The sequence below is a fragment of the Ferrovibrio sp. genome (genome assembly GCF_019636075.1).
Classification (GTDB): Bacteria; Pseudomonadota; Alphaproteobacteria; order Ferrovibrionales; family Ferrovibrionaceae; genus Ferrovibrio.
Map to the genome: position 1 here is coordinate 1 of NZ_JAHBYG010000065.1, position 15,923 is coordinate 15,923.

General features: G+C 63.1%; 15 protein-coding genes and 1 pseudogene. 9 read left to right on the forward strand and 7 right to left on the reverse strand.

Features of this window, described 5'->3' with window-relative positions:
* The 3 genes and pseudogenes from KF827_RS18630 to KF827_RS18640 all read left to right on the forward strand — a co-directional run.
* A pseudogene (locus KF827_RS18630) lies at positions 1-264 on the forward strand (threonine synthase); the annotation flags it as partial.
* Entirely contained in the window at positions 261-1,526 is a 1,266-nt protein-coding gene (locus KF827_RS18635) for a pitrilysin family protein (RefSeq protein WP_291008808.1), read from the forward strand. The pseudogene KF827_RS18630 and the gene KF827_RS18635, both read left to right, overlap by 4 nt.
* Positions 1,527-1,533: 7 nt before the next feature.
* Positions 1,534-2,115: a GNAT family protein gene (locus tag KF827_RS18640; RefSeq protein ID WP_291008811.1), complete on the forward strand. Its 582-nt coding sequence runs from the start codon at positions 1,534-1,536 to the stop codon at positions 2,113-2,115.
* 115 nt (positions 2,116-2,230) lie between these two features.
* Here the strand turns inward: KF827_RS18640 and KF827_RS18645 are convergent, their stop codons facing one another.
* Positions 2,231-2,821 (reverse strand): YqgE/AlgH family protein, encoded by a 591-nt coding sequence (locus tag KF827_RS18645; protein ID WP_291008814.1) that lies wholly within the window; start codon positions 2,819-2,821, stop codon positions 2,231-2,233.
* Positions 2,822-2,987: 166 nt separating this feature from the next.
* On the opposite strand from KF827_RS18645, the gene KF827_RS18650 reads away from it, so the two are divergent.
* On the forward strand, positions 2,988-3,470 hold the full coding sequence (locus KF827_RS18650) for a peroxiredoxin (RefSeq protein ID WP_291008817.1): 483 nt from the start codon (positions 2,988-2,990) through the stop codon (positions 3,468-3,470).
* A gap of 13 nt (positions 3,471-3,483) precedes the next feature.
* Here KF827_RS18650 and rnhA read toward each other — a convergent pair whose 3' ends face one another.
* Genes rnhA through ispH form a run of 3 tightly spaced genes read right to left on the reverse strand, consistent with a single transcriptional unit; the run spans position 3,484 to position 5,903 of the window.
* The gene (rnhA, locus tag KF827_RS18655; RefSeq protein ID WP_291008820.1) at positions 3,484-3,942 is read right to left on the reverse strand and encodes a ribonuclease HI; all 459 of its coding nucleotides are present in this window, start codon (positions 3,940-3,942) and stop codon (positions 3,484-3,486) included.
* A gap of 1 nt (position 3,943) precedes the next feature.
* The gene (locus KF827_RS18660; RefSeq protein WP_291008823.1) at positions 3,944-4,933 is read right to left on the reverse strand and encodes a homoserine kinase; all 990 of its coding nucleotides are present in this window, start codon (positions 4,931-4,933) and stop codon (positions 3,944-3,946) included.
* A gap of 1 nt (position 4,934) precedes the next feature.
* Complete coding sequence (ispH, locus tag KF827_RS18665; RefSeq protein ID WP_291008826.1) at positions 4,935-5,903, reverse strand: 4-hydroxy-3-methylbut-2-enyl diphosphate reductase; 969 nt, start codon at positions 5,901-5,903, stop codon at positions 4,935-4,937.
* 110 nt (positions 5,904-6,013) lie between these two features.
* Here ispH and KF827_RS18670 point away from each other — a divergent pair, with 110 nt between their 5' ends.
* On the forward strand, positions 6,014-6,577 hold the full coding sequence (locus KF827_RS18670) for a hypothetical protein (RefSeq protein WP_291008829.1): 564 nt from the start codon (positions 6,014-6,016) through the stop codon (positions 6,575-6,577).
* On the opposite strand, the gene ggt is transcribed toward KF827_RS18670, so the two are convergent.
* The 3 genes from ggt to KF827_RS18685 all read right to left on the reverse strand — a co-directional run bounded on the left by ggt (position 6,574) and on the right by KF827_RS18685 (position 11,229).
* Positions 6,574-8,151 (reverse strand): gamma-glutamyltransferase, encoded by a 1,578-nt coding sequence (gene ggt, locus KF827_RS18675; protein ID WP_291008832.1) that lies wholly within the window; start codon positions 8,149-8,151, stop codon positions 6,574-6,576. The genes KF827_RS18670 and ggt overlap by 4 nt on opposite strands.
* Positions 8,152-8,191: 40 nt before the next feature.
* Entirely contained in the window at positions 8,192-10,537 is a 2,346-nt protein-coding gene (locus KF827_RS18680; protein ID WP_291008835.1) for a bifunctional salicylyl-CoA 5-hydroxylase/oxidoreductase, read from the reverse strand.
* Positions 10,538-10,632: 95 nt separating this feature from the next.
* Entirely contained in the window at positions 10,633-11,229 is a 597-nt protein-coding gene (locus tag KF827_RS18685; protein WP_291008838.1) for a hypothetical protein, read from the reverse strand.
* A 218-nt stretch (positions 11,230-11,447) separates the two neighbouring features.
* Between KF827_RS18685 and rpsT the strand changes: the two genes are divergently transcribed.
* The 4 genes from rpsT (at position 11,448) to dnaN (ending at position 15,895) form a co-directional block, all read left to right on the forward strand.
* The gene (gene rpsT / locus KF827_RS18690) at positions 11,448-11,711 is read left to right on the forward strand and encodes a 30S ribosomal protein S20 (protein ID WP_291008842.1); all 264 of its coding nucleotides are present in this window, start codon (positions 11,448-11,450) and stop codon (positions 11,709-11,711) included.
* Positions 11,712-12,567: 856 nt separating this feature from the next.
* Positions 12,568-13,011: a rhodanese-like domain-containing protein gene (locus tag KF827_RS18695; protein WP_291008846.1), complete on the forward strand. Its 444-nt coding sequence runs from the start codon at positions 12,568-12,570 to the stop codon at positions 13,009-13,011.
* 9 nt (positions 13,012-13,020) lie between these two features.
* The gene (dnaA, locus tag KF827_RS18700; RefSeq protein WP_291008849.1) at positions 13,021-14,610 is read left to right on the forward strand and encodes a chromosomal replication initiator protein DnaA; all 1,590 of its coding nucleotides are present in this window, start codon (positions 13,021-13,023) and stop codon (positions 14,608-14,610) included.
* 166 nt (positions 14,611-14,776) lie between these two features.
* Positions 14,777-15,895 carry a DNA polymerase III subunit beta gene (gene dnaN, locus KF827_RS18705; RefSeq protein WP_291008851.1) on the forward strand — a complete coding sequence of 373 codons (1,119 nt, stop codon included), beginning with the start codon at positions 14,777-14,779 and terminating at the stop codon, positions 15,893-15,895.
* The last annotated feature ends 28 nt before the right edge of the window (positions 15,896-15,923 follow it).

Genomic DNA, 15,923 nt, shown 5'->3' on the forward strand with positions numbered 1-15,923 from the left:
GTGGGCCTGCATGTGGCAACCCTGGCGCGCAAGGACGGCAGCGTGCCGGCGGAGATTCCGCTGGTGACGCTGTCCACCGCCGCGCCGGCGAAATTCCCTGCCGCCGTGCAGGCTGCCACCGGCCGCCATCCGGACTTGCCTCCGCGCATGGCCGACCTATTTGAGCGCCAGGAGCGCATGACCGTATTGCCCAACGATCTGGCTACGGTGCGCGCTTTCATCCAGCAGCATATCGGCCAGAAGCATACGGGAGCCGGCGCATGAGCAATCAATCCATCGTCACCACGCTACCCAACGGTTTGCGTGTGGTCAGCGAGGCCATGCCGCAGGTAAAAACCGTTTCGGTCGGCGTTTGGGTGGCGGCGGGCGCGCGCGATGAAACGCCCGAGATCAATGGCGTTGCGCATATGCTGGAGCATATGGCCTTCAAGGGCACGCGCCGCCGCTCGGCGCTGGATATCGCCCAGGAGATCGAGCAGGTGGGCGGGCATTTGAATGCCTTCACCTCGCGTGAGCAGACCGCCTATTACGCCCGCGCGATGTCTTCCGACCTCACTCTGTCGGTGGATATCCTGGCCGACATCCTGCGCAATTCCACCTTCGATGCCGAGGAGATGGAGCGCGAGCGCGAAGTGATCGTGCAGGAAATCGGCCAGGCGGAAGATACGCCGGACGACATCATCTTCGACCACCTGCAGGCCACGGCGTTTCCCGAACAGGCCCTGGGGCGTGCCATCCTGGGCAGCGTGGAGCGTGTGCAGGCGATGCGCCGCGAGGATTTGCAAGGCTTTCTGGATCGCAATTACCATGCGCCCACCATGGTGCTGGCGGCGGCCGGCGGCGTGGAGCATGAACAACTGGTTGAGCTGGCGGCCAAGCTGTTCGGCGATGTGTCGGCGGTGCCCAGCGAACAGCGCCCTACGGCGCGTTATGATGGCGGCGAAAGCCGGCATGAGCGCGATCTTGAGCAGGCCCATGTCACTTTCGCGCTGCCGGCGCTGGCTTTCCACGATCCGGATTTCTATGCGCTGCAGGTTTATTCCACCATCCTGGGCGGCGGCATGTCGTCGCGCTTGTTCCAGGAAGTACGCGAGAAGCGTGGCCTGGCTTATTCGGTCTATGCCTATCCCACCAGCTATCGCGATACCGGGCTGCTTACCATTTATGCCGGCACGGGGGGCGAAAAGCTGGATGAACTGACGCCGGTGCTCGCCGACGAACTCGCGCGTATGACCGGGCCGATCGATGGCGTTGAAATCGAACGCGCACGCAATCAGTTGAAGGTCGGCATGGTGATGTCGCTGGAAAGCTCCAGCGCGCGGCTCGAACAGCTTGGCCGCCAGATGCTGCTGCATGGCCGCGTGCTGGATGTGGACGAGATTCTGGCCGCCGTGGATGCGGTGGACGAAACCGCTTTGCGCCGCGTGGCCGAGCGGATCATGCGTTCGGCCAAGCCGGCATTGGCCGCCATGGGGCCGATAGGCGGGCTGGAGTCCTATAGCCGCTTCGCGGCGCGTTTCGGCTGAGGCCATCATGCTGTTCGGGCGCTTCCTCTCCGGCACAGCGCCCGCGCTGGTCGGTCAGCGCCTCTATCTGCGCCAGCCGCTGTCGGCGGATTTCGAAACCTGGGCGGCCTTGCGCGCCGTCAGCCGCGGGCATCTGCAACCCTGGGAGCCAAGCTGGGCCGAGGATGCCTTGAGCCGCGACGGTTTCCGGCGCCGGCTGGCCTGGTTCGAAAAGATCAAACGTCAGGAAAGCGGCGAGGCGTTTTTCCTGTTCGCCAGGCGCGACGACAGCCTGTTGGGCGGCATCACGCTATCCAATATCCGCCGGGGCGCGGCGCAATGCGGCGAACTCGGCTATTGGGTCGGCCAGCCTTATGCCGGTCAGGGCTTGATGGGCGAGGCGTTGCGCTTGATGATGCAACATTGCTTCGGCGGCTTGAATCTGCACCGCCTGGAAGCTGCCACTTTGCCTGAGAATGTACCGAGCCAGAGATTGTTGCTGCGCGCCGGCTTTCAGGCCGAGGGCATCGCGCGGCAATTTCTCAAGATCAACGGCGTCTGGCGCGATCACCGTATGTATGGCCGGTTAGCCGATGATCCCGGGCTCTGACCTGAATGCCAACCTCACCACCGGGTCCATGCCTGAAACGGCAAGGCTGCTGAATCATGGATGCCCGGAACAAGCCCGGGCCTGACGATGAAAAGCAGAAAAATTGGCGGCTAGGTCAGGCGTGGCCCGCCACGCTGGCGAGATGGCCGGCGCTGATGCCGAGCAGGCCCAGCGAGCGTTCCCACAAACTGTCGAGATCGGGATCGAAGATCAGGTCGAACTCGGCGGGCACGGTGAGCCAGCCATTTTCCTGCAATTCGGTATCCAGTTGGCCCGCGCCCCAGCCGGCATAGCCCAGCGCGAACAGCTTGTGCTGCGGGCCGGTGCCGGTGGCAATCGCGCGCAGCACATCCAGGGTGGCGGTCAGGCCTATGCCCTTGGCTTCGTCGATGGCCACGCTGCCGGGTTGCATGTAATCGGTTGAATGCAGCACGAAGCCACGCCCGGTTTCCACCGGCCCGCCCTGGCGCACCACGATATTGGGTTCCACGGTGGTTTCGATACTGAGTTGCTGCAGCAGGCTGTTGAAGCTCAGGCCGGGATAGGGCTTGTTGATCACCAGCCCCATGGCGCCTTCGGCATTATGCGAGCACACATAAATCACGGTGCGGGCAAAGCGCGAATCCGGCATGCCTGGCATCGCCACCAGAAATTGGCGCTCAAGATAGCCCGTCAGGTCTCGTCCGCTTTTTCCGGTCTTCGGCATACTGGCCCTCGATCCAGGTGTAGACGATTGTTACCCTCCGGCGGCCGAAAGTCCATAACTGGGGCAGAAATCTTGTTATGGCGGAATACCATCCTACCTCTTGCCCGGCAGCCGACATCGGCTCATTTTACACGCTGGCGGAACGCCTTAGACGGAGAGACGAGATATGACCATCAAGGTTGGCGACAGCATTCCCGACATTACCGTGTATACAATGGGGGCGAATGGCCCCGAAGCCGTGAAGACCGGCGCGCTTTTCGCCGGCAAGAAAGTGGCCCTGTTCGCGCTGCCCGGTGCGTTCACGCCCACCTGCTCGGCCAAGCATCTGCCCGGCTATATCGAGAAGGCGGCGGAATTCAAAGGCAAGGGTTTCGACCTGATCGCCTGCCTGTCGGTGAACGATGCTTTCGTGATGGGCGCCTGGGGCAAACAGCAGAATACCGGCGAAACGGTGGTGATGCTGGCCGATGGCAGCGGCGATTTCACCAAGGCGATCGGCATGGAGTTCGATCTTTCGGCCCGCGGCCTGGGTGTGCGTTCGCAGCGCTATTCGATGATTGTCGAAAACGGCAAGGTGACTGCGATCAACCTGGAAAAGCCGGGTGCCTTCGAAGTCTCCGATGCCGGCACGCTGCTGGCCCAGGCCTGATAGCGACCAGACGTTAGCCTTCCGCCGGCGGTTCGCCGCCGGCGGCAGCGCGTGCCAGCTTGTCCACGCGCTCATTCTCCGGGTGTCCGCTATGGCCGCGCACCCAGATCCACTCGATGGCATGCGGCGCCATCGCGGTTTCCAGCCGCTGCCATAAATCCACATTCTTCACCGGTTTGCGATCGGCGGTTTTCCAGCCGCGCGCCTTCCAGGGCCGCAGCCATTTCTGCACGCCGTCGATCAGGTAGCGGCTGTCGCTATGCAGGCGCACGCTGCAGGGGCGTTTGAGTGCTTCCAATGCGCCGATGGCGGCCATCAATTCCATGCGGTTGTTGGTGGTGGCCGGATCGGCGCCGGATAATTCGCGCTCATGGCCGTTCAGCCGCAGCAAAGCGCCCCAGCCGCCGGGGCCGGGATTGCCCAGGCAAGCGCCATCAGTGAAAACCTCCACCGTGCTATCGCCTGTCGTCATTTCAGCGTTCAATACCATAAGCGCTGGGGCCCAATACCTGGCGATGGAAATTCAGCTTCTGCCAATATTCCAGCGGGTCTTTCGGGCGCACCAGCGCGCCGGGCACCTGGTTCAGCCAGTCATAGAGCCGGGTGAGCAGAAAGCGCAGGGCGGCGCCCCGGCAGAACAGCGGCAACGAGAATACCTCGCCATCGGTGAGCTTGCGCACGCTTTCATAGCCGGCCACGAAAGCGCGCCCCTTGGTGACATTGAAGGCGCCATCGGCCTCGAAGCACCAGGCATTCAGCATCACCGCGATGTCGTAGGCGAAATAGTCGTTGCAGGCGAAATAGAAATCGATCAGCCCGCTCACTTCGTCGCCCAGGAACAGCACATTGTCGGGAAACAGGTCGGCATGGATCACGCCGGCGGGCAGCGGCGTTGCGGCGCCGAAGTCCGGTGCCGGCGGCCAGGCGGCGGAGAGCGAATCCCATTCACGGGCGATTTCGTTTTCCAGCCCGGCCCGTACTTTCGAGGCACGGTCGCCGCAGGCCTCGATCAGGCTTTTCCAGCCTGGCAGGCTCAACGCGTTGGGGCGGCGGCCTTTGAAATCCTGCCCGGCCATATGCAATTTGGCCAAAGCCGCACCCACGCCATGGCAATGTTTGGCGCTGGGGCGCTTTTGCGACACGCCGTTGAGAAAGCTGATGATGGCGCAGGGGCGTCCGGCCACTTCGCGCAAAGCCTCGCCGTCGCGGCCCTGGATCGGCGTGGGGCAGGGCAGGCCGTGGGCCGCCAGATGCTGCATCAGGCCAAGGAAAAACGGCAGGTCGGCAGGATCCACGCGGCGTTCGTACAGCGTGAGGAAATAACTGCCGCGATCGGTCACCAGCATGAAGTTGGAATTCTCCACGCCTTCGGCGATGCCCTTATACGACATCAACTGCCCGATATCGTATTGCGCCAGCAGGGCTTCCAGTTGCTCGTCGTCGATCTCGGTGTAAACCGCCATCTCAGCCCGCCTTTGCCGATGGCTGGTCCAGCGCCGCCGGCAGTTTGAATTGCACGGCCTCGGTGGCGGTGGTCACTTCGCGCAAGCTCACCTCGAAACGCTGGCGGAAGGCATCGATCACTTCTTCCACCAGCACTTCCGGTGCGCTGGCGCCGGCGGTGATGCCCACGCTGCGGCAATGCTCCAGTTTGTTCCAATCGATATCGGCGGCGCGCTGCACCAGCAGGGCGGTGGTGCAGCCCAGCCGTTTGCCCACTTCCACCAACCGCAGCGAGTTGGACGAATTCGGCGCACCGATCACCAGCAAGGCATCGCATTCTGCGGCAATCGCCTTCACGGCAGCCTGCCGGTTGGTGGTGGCATAGCAGATGTCTTCCTTGCGCGGCGCCTCGATGCTGGGAAAGCGCGCCTGCAAAGCGGCGATGATCTCTGCGGTATCATCCACCGAAAGCGTGGTCTGGGTGATGAAGGCCAGCTTACGGCCCGTCATGTCCGGCAGGGCCGCCACATCGGCCACGGTTTCCACCAGGGTAACGGCGCCATCGGGCAATTGCCCCATGGTGCCGATCACCTCCGGATGGCCGGCATGGCCGATCAGAAGAATGTGATGACCCTCGCGATGATGGCGCTCGGCCTCGCGGTGCACCTTGCTCACCAGCGGGCAGGTGGCATCGAGATAGAATAATTCGCGCGCCTGGGCGGCCAGCGGCACGGATTTCGGCACGCCATGGGCGGAAAACACCACCGGTACGCCGGGCGGCACCTGATCCAGCTCGTCCACGAAAACCGCGCCCTTGGCGGCAAGGCTGTCCACCACGAAGCGGTTATGCACGATTTCGTGGCGCACATAGACCGGTGCGCCATATTTGGCGATGGCGCGTTCCACGATCTGGATGGCACGGTCCACGCCGGCGCAGAAGCCGCGCGGTGCCGCCAGTACGATCTCGATCTTTTGTAAGGGCGCGTTCATCTGCCAGGCGGGCCTGCAAAGCTTGTAAGGCGGCGGGGCCTCTTCTATACAGGGGCGTCCGTCGATTGCCGGGCAAGCTAACCCACCCGCTGCGGGAAGGAAAGTCCGCCATGACCCTCGAATCCAGGCAAATCCAGGGCTCGCGCTTGGCGCGGTGCGGTTTGCTGGCCATTGGGTTGCTGCTGCTGGCCGGTTGCGGGATTTTCGACAAAAAAGCCCCGCCGCCAGCCTGCCCGCGCGTGGGTATCCTCAGCGATGCGGCCAAGGGCACGATCTACCGTGCCGGTTCCGGCCGCGATCTTACCGATGTGGCCTACGAGCATCAGCTGCTGGATTTCAATGGCGGCTGCAGATATGCCAACAAGCTGGATTCCGTCACCATCCAGTTCACCCTGCAGGTGGCCGCCACCCGTGGTCCGGCCGGCGAAGCTGCGGAAACCGCCGTGCCGTATTTCGTTGCCGTGGTGGATAAGCAGCAGCGCATTCTCTCGCGTGAGCGTTTCACCGCCAAGGTGCCTTTCACCCAGGGCCGCCGCCGCGCGGTGGTGGGCGAGGAACTGGAACAGACCATTCCCTTCGCGCCTGGTCGCGGCGCCGCCGATGTGGAAATCCTGGTCGGCCTGGAACTGACGCCCGAACAGTTGGAAACCAACCGTAAGGCGCGCGGTTTCTAATAAGCCAGCGCGCAGCCATCCTTGCGCGGATCCGAGCCGGCTTGCAGCACATCGCCGAGCAGGATGCCCTGGCCACCGCCATGGGGCATTTCAGCCAGCTTCACGTCATGGCCCAGCGCGGCCAAGCCTTGCAGCACGTCGGCACGGATGCCGCGTTCGGCTTCGAAGCGGCCTTGGGTGTGGAAACCGCGCGGACAATCGATGGCTTCCTGAATATCCATGCCGTAATCCACCAGGTTGGTCAGCACATGCACCTGGCCAACCGGCTGGAAGCCGCCGCCCATCACGCCATAGCATAACCAGGGCTTGCCGTTTTTCAGCGCCATGGCCGGGATGATGGTGTGCAGCGGCCGCTTGCCGGGTTCCAAGCAATTGGGATGCCCCGGCTGCAGGCGGAAGCCGCTGCCACGGTTTTGCAGCAGCAGGCCGGTTTTCGGGCTGCTCAGCGCGGTGCCGAAGGGAAAGAACAGCGAGTTGATGAACGAACAGCAATCGCCGTCGGCATCCACCACGGTGATATACACCGTATCGCGATAGACCGGGCCGCCGATGGGCGGCGGCGCGGGCATCGCCTTCTTCAAATCGATGCGGCTGCGCAATTCATCGGCGAAGGCAGCGGAAAGCAGCTTGTCCACCGGCACATCGGCAAAGGCCGGATCGGCCACATAAGTGTCGCGCGCCTGAAAGGCCAGCCGTGTGGCTTCGGCCTCGATATGGAACCGCTCCACGCCGGCAGGATCCAGTTTGCCCAGATCGAAGCCAGACAGGATGTTGAGCAGCAGCAGGCTTATGATGCCCTGGCCGCTGGGCGGGATTTCCAGCAGGTCCACGTCCTTGTAGCGGGTGGCGATCGGCTCCACCCAGTAGGATTTCTGGTTGGCGAAATCCTCCAGCGTATGCATGCCGCCCAGGCCGCGCAGATAGCCAACGATATCCTCCGCCACCCAGCCGGAATAGAATCCTTCGCGGCCCTTGCTGGCCACTTCGCGCAAAACCTTGGCATAGGCTTCAAGCTTCATCACGCTGCCGCGTGCCGGCGGTTTGCCGCCCGGCAGATACACGGCGGCGGTGTTGGCATCGGCGGATAGCTTTTTCTCGTTGCGGGCAAAATCCACGCTCACCCGTTCGGTGATCGGAAAACCCTCTTCCGCAAGCCGGATCGCCGGTTGCAGCAGGTCGCCAAAAGGAAGCTTGCCGAAGCGCTGATGCAGTTTCAGCCAGGCATCGATGGCGCCGGGAATGGTCACTGCATGCGGGCTGGTAAGGCCGATCTCGTTCAGGCCCTGGCCGAGCAGCAGATCGGCGGTGAGGCCGGCAGGTGCGCGGCCGGAACCGTTCAGGCCCTGCACTTTACCGCCTCGGGGGGAATACAGCACGAAGCAATCGCCGCCGATGCCGGTGGAGCCCGGTTCCACGATGCATTGTACGGCGCAGGCGGCAATCGCTGCATCGGCGGCGCTGCCGCCGCTTTTCAGGATATCGATGGCCGCAAGGGTGGCCAGGCTATGCGAGGTGGCGGCAGCGGCGTGGCGGCCCATGGCCACGGAGCGGCCAGGCAGATGCAGATCGCGCATGGGTATCCTTCCCGGAATCGATGCGGAAACGATACCGGGATCAGATGTCGCTGTCTCGCCGCAGCCGCTGCTTTTCTAGGGCATCGGCGCGCTGGGCGGCGGCCTCTTCGCGTTCGCGCGCTTTCAGGGCATAAAGCTGGTCGCGCCCGGCATGGTATTGCACCGGCCAGTGGATGCCGCGGAAATCATAATCGGCCGCCGCATGCAGGGTGAAATACGGATCCGCCAGATGCGGCCGGGCCAGGGCGCAAAGATCGGCGCGGCCCGAGGCGATAATGGTATTCACCTGATCTGCGGAGGTGATGGCGCCCACCGCGATGGTGGCGATGCCGGCCTCCTGGCGGATGGCATCGGCGAACGGGGTCTGGAACATGCGGCCGTAGCGCGGCTTGGCGCGCCGGCTGGTCTGGCCGGCGGAAACATCCACCAGGTCGCAACCATGCTGTTTCAGCATGCGGGCGATCTGGATGGCATCCTCGATTTCCAGCCCTTCGCCCGGCACCCAATCCACCGCCGAGATACGCGCCGAGATCGGTTTTTCCGTAGGCCAGACCGCGCGGATGGCATCGAATACCTCCAGCGGAAACCGCATGCGGTTTTCCAGGCTGCCGCCATATTCGTCGCGGCGCGTGTTGGTCAGCGGCGAGATAAAGCCCGACAGCAGATAGCCATGGGCCAGATGCAGTTCGATCATGTCGAACCCGGCCAGTTTGGCCAGTTTGGCGGCCTGCACGAAATCGCCGCGCACGCGGTCCATATCGGCGCGGGTCATCTCGTGCGGGGTGGCGCTGTTGGCCAGATAGGGCAGGGCGGAGGCGGCCTCGATGGGCCAGGCCTGATTGGCGGGCAAGGGCTGGTCGCTGCCAGCCTCCCAGGGCCGGCAGGTGGCGCCCTTGGCACCGGCATGGGCCAGCTGCACGGCGATCTTGGCCTTGGAATTGTCATGCACGAAATCGACGATGCGCTTCCAGGCCGCCGCATGGGCATCGGACCACAGGCCGGCGCAGCCGGGCGTGATGCGGGCGTTTGGCGCGATATCGGTCATTTCGGTGATGATCAGCCCGGCGCCGCCGATGGCGCGGCTGCCCAGATGCACCAGGGTCCAGTCATTCGGGATGCCGTCCTTCGCCGAATATTGGCACATCGGCGAAACCACCACGCGGTTTTCCAGGCGCATGTCGCGCAGTTTGAACGGCGTGAACATCGGCGGGGGCGCCTTGGCCGGTGCGGCCTCGCCCAATTGCCTGAAAGCCTGATCGGCGAACCAGCGGTCGATGCCGGCAATAAAGCCGGGATCGCGCAGGCGCAGGTTTTCGTAGGTAACCCGCTTGGAACGCGACAGCAGGCTGAGCGCCAATTGCACCGGCGCAAAATCGCGATAGCGGTCGGTCTGCTCGAACCATTCCAGCGAAACCTGCGCGGCATGCTGCAGGATTTCGGTCTGCTCATGGCGCTCGGTCTCGAAGGCCGCAAGCTTGGCTTTCACATCGCTGCCGGGGGCGGAGATGGCGCGGCTCAGCGCAATCGCATCCTCCATCGCCAGCTTGGTGCCCGAGCCGATGGAAAAATGCGCGGTATGCACCGCATCGCCGATCAACACGGTGTTTTCATACACCCATTTTTCACAGCGCACGGTGGGGAAGGTGCGCCAGAGCGACTTGTTGGTGAGTAGCGGATGGCCCTTCAAATCCGGGGCAAACAGCTTGGCGCAATAGGCCACGGTGGCGGCCTCGTCGGCCTTGTCCAGCCCGGCCCGCAGCCAGGTCGCTTCGCTGGTTTCCACGATGAAGGTGGAGCGGCCATCCTCGAACCGATAGGCATGCACCTGGAACAGACCATGCTCGTTGGCGCGGAAGATGAAGGTGAAGGTATCCAGCGGCAGAGATGTGCCCAGCCAGACGAACTTGTTGCGGCGCCAATCCAGGCTGGGCTTGAAATGCTGTTTCCAATGCTCGCGCATGGCGCTGTTGATGCCATCGGCGCCCACCAGCAGGTCGTTCTCCCGGCGCAGACGTTCAAAATCCAGCGCCTCGTCTTGGAAACGCAGGTCGACACCCAGTTCGCGGCAGCGCTGTTGCAGGATTTCCAGCAGGGTTACCCGCGCCAGGCCGCAAAAACCATGGCCGCCGGAACGGATCGTCTCGTTGCCATGCACAACGTCGATCTCGTGCCAATGGGCGAAACGGTCGGCGATCAGGGCGTGGGTTGCCGGATCTTCGGCCAGGAACTGGTTCAGCGTCTCGTCGGAAAACACCACGCCGAAGCCGAATGTATCGTCTGGGCGGTTGCGCTCATGCACCACGATGCTGTGCCCGGGCTCTGCCTTCTTGAGCAGCAGGGCAAGATACAAGCCGGCCGGTCCGCCGCCGATGATGGCGATTTTCATGCGCGCCTCCAGGATAGAAAATTATTTTATACTTAAAATAATTTTCGGCAACGGGAATCCCTATCGGCTGAAAATTCTGTCTTCTGATCGGGCGTTCAGGCTGCCTTGGCGGCGCGTCCGAAGGTGTATAAGCCCAGGCCGAGCAGCAGCCGGGCGGCCTCGGCCTCGGGCAGCGGCAGGCCAGGCAGAAAGCCATGGCGGGTCAATTCGGCCAGGCCCAGCAGCAGCATGCCGGCCAACAGCCAGCGTGCCGGGGCGGGGCGGTGGCGCAGGCCGATCAGCACCGCCAGCATCAGCATGCCCAGCAGCACCAGCGGCATCGGCAATTGCCCTAGCGGCAGCCGTTCCACGGCGGCGGCCATCAGCAGGGCTATGCCCAGGGCAGTGAACAGGGTGCGGCGTTTGCTGGCCGGCGGCACCACGATGGAAAACAATGCGCCCAGCCCCAGGGCCATGGCGCCGATCGTGGCATTATAGAACTGCAGGCTGGGCGTAAGGCCGGCCAGGCCGGGCAGTGCCAGCAATATGGCGGAATCGACCAGCGCGAGCGCCAGCGCGAGGCCGCCGCCTATGCCCCAGAAGAAAGCCGCCGGCAATGCGCTGGTGGCCATCAGGGCAAAGCCCCAGGCGGCGCCCAGCAGGTAGAGGCCTCGGGCCGCAAGATCCAGAATAGATGGCAGGTTTTCCAGCATCTTGGCACTATGACCGCAGGCCGCCCGGGGATCAACGCCGAGGCCATGCTGCCCAGCTGCTGCCCGTATGCCGCCAGTATGCTGCCGGTATGGCCTGGGGTCTTTTTCGCCTGTTTTCGTGGCGGCCCTGGCAGGGTTGACGCCTCCCCAAGCCGGGGCTATAACGCGCGCCTCGAATTCGCCTAACGGCACTCATCACGCAACTGGAACATCTGTCCATGGCTCAGCATAAGTCGGCGGAGAAGCGCGCCCGCCAAACCCCCAAGCGCACCGAGGTCAACCGCGCGCGTCGCAGCAAGGTCCGCTCCGCCGTGAAGAGCGTCGAGAACGCCATCGCCAAGGGCGACAAGGCTGCCGCTCAGGCCGCTCTGAAGCTGGCCCAGCCGGCGCTCGACAAGGGCGTGACCAAGGGTGCGGTCAAGAAGGGCACCGCCTCGCGCAAGCTGTCGCGTCTCAACGCCCGCGTCAAATCGCTGGGCTGATGCTCCGGCCCGGCTTCCGGGCCTGCCGCCTTCCAGTGCGATCCGCCTTGCCAGGTTCCGCATACGGAGCCTTGGCCATCAGGCCTCCGCCACTCGCTGGCGGCCTTGGACGCACCGGAAAGAATTGGTGATAAAATTGGTTTCGCCTCGCCACGGTCCTCTCGACCGTGGCGATGTTTTTTTGTGCGGCGCGTAAGGGCGCTCCTCCAAAGGAAGGATGCCGTTTCGTTCGACCGCATGCGCGGGATGCGTTGTCATGGCAGGGATGACCAAAGGTAACCCGGCGGCCAGGCTTTGGCTGCGGAACCTTTGTCGATATCGGGCGTTGCGTGTTTAGTGCCAAGCACTTGTATGCCGGGTTTCAAGCGGTTTCATAGTAAGCTGCGGCGCTTGCATGCCAAGCCGTTGTGTTGCCGGGCGCCTGTCTTCCCAAGCACTTGTCTCTGCGTGTGCGATTATGCGCAAGCAACATGTCTATGATGTAATTCTCATCACGTTGCTGTCGCTGAAAAATACAAGAGCGTTGTTTGCGTCACAGTGGAGTTTTTTTTTGGCGAACAGGCGAAAGCATGCTTGCTTAGCGGAACCGTTTTTGCGTTTAATGCACCCGCTGCCACGGGGCGGAATGAAGGTCGGCAGGAACGCAAGTTCGTCGGTTGGCATTTCGGATCGCGACGGCCAGATAGTAGGATGGCCTTCAGTCGGTTCATGCTCTTAGTGCTCGATCTCAGTGTTTGATCGATCTCAGTGTCTGATCGATCTCAGTGTCTGATCGATCTCAGTCAGTTCGTGGTAGCGCGTTACGCTCCATAAATTGGTTTGAAAAAACGAAATACGTGGCGCGAGGGTTTTGGGGATGCAGGCAGCGGCAACGGGGGTTGACGATGGATATGCGGGCGATGTTGTTCCGGCCGAAGCCTGGTCAAAACTGCAGTCCGACTCCTCTGCGATATTGATCGACGTACGCACTGCACCGGAGTGGAGTTATGTCGGCCTGCCCGATCTGACCTCACTCTCAAAATCCGTATTGCAAATTTCCTGGCAAGTTTATCCGACCATGAATGTGAACCCGAGTTTCGCTGACGACTTGCGTGCCAAGGACGTTGCCCCAGGCCAGCCGCTGTATTTCCTTTGCCGCTCCGGCGTGCGTTCGCGCGCTGCGGCAATTGCCATGACCAAGGCTGGCTTCGGCCCGTGCTTCAATATCGTCGGCGGTTTCGAGGGCGATCTCGATCCGGAAAAACATCGCGGCAAGCGCAACGGTTGGAAGGCCTCTGGCCTCGCCTGGACGCAGAGCTGAGGCCGCATCATGGTGAAATCCTTTCCTTCGCAGCCGCAATCCGCCGCCACACCGCAAGCAACGGTAGGGACGGAAACCGGCATCCCATCGGCTTCCGCGCATTTGCTGGCTGAGCAATGGTTGCGTGTGCGCGGTCGTCTGCGCGGCGCTTTCGGCGAGGCGGCCTTCAATAGCTGGCTCAAGCCGCTGGCGCTTGCCAAGCTGGCGCTGGAAGATGGCGATGTGCATCTTTCGGTGCCCACCCGCTTCATGCGCGATTGGGTAGCCAACCATTACTCCGAGCGGCTGCGCGAAATCTGGCGGCTGGAAAATCCCGATGTGCGCCGTGTGCTGATCCAGGTGCGCGTCGCTGCCGCGCCCAAGCCGGGCCAGGCCCAGGATGCTGCCGCAGCCGACCAACGCAATGCCGCCCTGCGCAATGCCGATCCGCATCAGCCCGACCAGCGTGCGACCGATCCGCGCATGCCGGGCCAGCAGTTTGCCGCTGCCGGTCAGCGCGCGGCCGAACCGCGCACCGATGCCCGCACCGGCGTGCCGCTGCCGGCACGCGATATGGACGACGTGGAGCGCGAATTGTCGGCGCCGCTCGATCCGCGCTTTACCTTCGAGAGTTTCGTTACCGGCAAATCCAACGAGCTGGCGCGCGCCGCAGCTCTGCGCGTGGCCGAAAGCCCGCAGGTGGCCTACAACCCGCTGTTCCTTTATGGCGGCGTGGGGTTGGGCAAAACCCATCTGATGCATGCCATCGGCTGGCATATCCGCCAGCTCTTCCCTGAGCGCCGGGTGGTCTATCTCTCGGCCGAAAAATTCATGTACCAGTTCATTCGTGCCTTGCGCTTCAAGGACACGATGGCCTTCAAGGAGCAGTTCCGCTCCGTCGACGTGCTGATGATCGATGACATCCAGTTCATCGCCGGCAAGGAAAGCACCCAGGAAGAGTTCTTCCACACCTTCAATGCGCTGTGCGACCAGAACCGCCAGATCATCGTGTCGGGCGATCGTTCGCCCTCGGATCTGGAAGGCATCGAGGAGCGCATGCGTTCGCGGCTCGGCTGGGGCCTGGTGGTGGATATCCATCCCACCGATTTCGAGTTGCGGCTTTCCATCCTGCAGGCCAAGGCCGAGCGCACCGGCATGCGCAACATTCCCGCCGAGGTGCTGGAATTCCTGGCGCGGCGCATCACATCCAATATCCGCGAGCTGGAAGGCGCGCTGAACCGCATTTCCGCCTATTCCAGCTTGGTGGGGCGCCCGATCACCATCACCTCGGCCCAGGAAGTTCTGGCCGATCTGCTGCGCGCCAATGACCGCAAGGTGACGATCGAGGAAATCCAGAAGCGCGTGGCCGAGCATTTCTCGATCCGCTTCGCCGACATGCATTCGCCCCGCCGCGCCCGCGCCGTGGCCCGTCCGCGCCAGGTGGCGATGTATCTGGCAAAGCAGCTTACCTCGCGCAGCCTGCCCGAAATCGGGCGCAAATTCGGCGGCCGCGACCACACCACGGTGATGCATGCCGTGCGTAAGATCGAGGAACTCCGCGAACTCGACAGCGCATTCGCTGAAGACGTGGATCTGCTGCGCCGCAAGCTAGAAGGCTGATCGGCCTTATTTCTCAATAATATCAATGGCTTGAATCTCTTTCGCGGTGCCGCGAAAGGGGCCGCCCCAGGCTGCTGAATTGCTCGCCTAGAACGGGCGGCTTTGATATACTCTTTCGACTCGGCGGGTGGGCCGTCGGGGCAGGCAACATTCCCGGTTTTCAGCCATGAAACTTACTATCGAGCGCGCCGTTCTGCTGACCGCTCTCAGCCATGTGCAAAGCGTGGTGGAGCGCCGGAATACGATCCCCATTCTCTCGAATGTATTGCTGGAGGCCCAGGATAGCGGCCTGGCGCTCACCGCCACCGATCTCGATATCGCCGTGGTGGAAAATCTCGCTGCCAAGGTTTCCAAGCCGGGCTCCACCACGGTGGCTGCCCATACCTTCTACGACATCGTGCGCAAGCTGCCCGATGGCTCGGAAGTGGAACTGACCTTCTCGGCTGCCGATCAGCGCCTTGAACTGCGCGCCGGCCGTTCCAGCTTCAAGCTCAGCTGCCTGCCGAAGGAAGATTTCCCGGTGATGGCGGCGGGCGACCTGCCCAACAGCTTCACCCTGCCGGCGGATCAACTGCGTCGCCTGATCGACAAGACCCGGTTTGCGATCTCCACCGAGGAGACGCGCTATTACCTCAACGGCATCTACGTGCATGCCGCCAGCAGCGCCGGCGTGCCGATGCTGCGCGCCGTGGCCACCGATGGCCATCGTCTGGCGCGCGTGGAAAGCCCGCTGCCCAGCGGCGCTGCCGGCATGCCCGGCGTGATCGTGCCGCGCAAGACCGTTGCCGAATTGCGCAAGCTGCTCGATGGCGCCTCCGCTGATGTCACCATCTCGCTGTCGGATACCAAGATCCGCTTCGCCTTCGCCGAACTGGTGCTGGTGTCTAAGCTGATCGACGGCGCCTTCCCGGAATATGAGCGGGTGATTCCGCGCGACAACGACAAGGTGATGGAAGTGGATGCCAAGGCATTCGCCGCCGCCGTGGATCGCGTGGCCACCATCTCCACCGAAAAGAGCCGCGCCGTGAAGCTGACGCTGAAATCGGAAGGGCTTGAGCTTTCCGCCACCAGCCCGGATCAGGGTTCGGCTTCGGAATTGCTCACCATCGCCTATAGCGCGGCGCCTATCGAGGTCGGCTATAATTCCAAGTATCTGCTCGATATCGCCGGCCAGATCGAGGGCGAGAATGCCCGCTTCCTGCTGGCCGATGCCCTGGCGCCCACCATCGTGCGCGATCCGTCCGACGACGGCGCACTCTATGTGCTGATGCCGATGCGCGTGTGATGGCGCGGATCGACGCGGCGCGGGGGGA

Coding starts and splice junctions, on each gene's coding strand:
- KF827_RS18640 (WP_291008811.1), top strand. CDS start 1,534: ATGCTGTTCGGGCGCTTCCTCTCCGGCACAGCGCCCGCGCTGGTCGGT.
- ggt (WP_291008832.1), bottom strand. CDS start 8,151: ATGCGCGATCTGCATCTGCCTGGCCGCTCCGTGGCCATGGGCCGCCAC.
- ispH (WP_291008826.1), bottom strand. CDS start 5,903: ATGAACGCGCCCTTACAAAAGATCGAGATCGTACTGGCGGCACCGCGC.
- KF827_RS18680 (WP_291008835.1), bottom strand. CDS start 10,537: ATGAAAATCGCCATCATCGGCGGCGGACCGGCCGGCTTGTATCTTGCC.
- dnaN (WP_291008851.1), top strand. CDS start 14,777: ATGAAACTTACTATCGAGCGCGCCGTTCTGCTGACCGCTCTCAGCCAT.
- KF827_RS18695 (WP_291008846.1), top strand. CDS start 12,568: ATGCAGGCAGCGGCAACGGGGGTTGACGATGGATATGCGGGCGATGTT.
- KF827_RS18635 (WP_291008808.1), top strand. CDS start 261: ATGAGCAATCAATCCATCGTCACCACGCTACCCAACGGTTTGCGTGTG.
- KF827_RS18660 (WP_291008823.1), bottom strand. CDS start 4,933: ATGGCGGTTTACACCGAGATCGACGACGAGCAACTGGAAGCCCTGCTG.
- rpsT (WP_291008842.1), top strand. CDS start 11,448: ATGGCTCAGCATAAGTCGGCGGAGAAGCGCGCCCGCCAAACCCCCAAG.
- KF827_RS18645 (WP_291008814.1), bottom strand. CDS start 2,821: ATGCCGAAGACCGGAAAAAGCGGACGAGACCTGACGGGCTATCTTGAG.
- KF827_RS18685 (WP_291008838.1), bottom strand. CDS start 11,229: ATGCTGGAAAACCTGCCATCTATTCTGGATCTTGCGGCCCGAGGCCTC.
- KF827_RS18650 (WP_291008817.1), top strand. CDS start 2,988: ATGACCATCAAGGTTGGCGACAGCATTCCCGACATTACCGTGTATACA.
- dnaA (WP_291008849.1), top strand. CDS start 13,021: ATGGTGAAATCCTTTCCTTCGCAGCCGCAATCCGCCGCCACACCGCAA.
- rnhA (WP_291008820.1), bottom strand. CDS start 3,942: ATGACGACAGGCGATAGCACGGTGGAGGTTTTCACTGATGGCGCTTGC.
- KF827_RS18670 (WP_291008829.1), top strand. CDS start 6,014: ATGACCCTCGAATCCAGGCAAATCCAGGGCTCGCGCTTGGCGCGGTGC.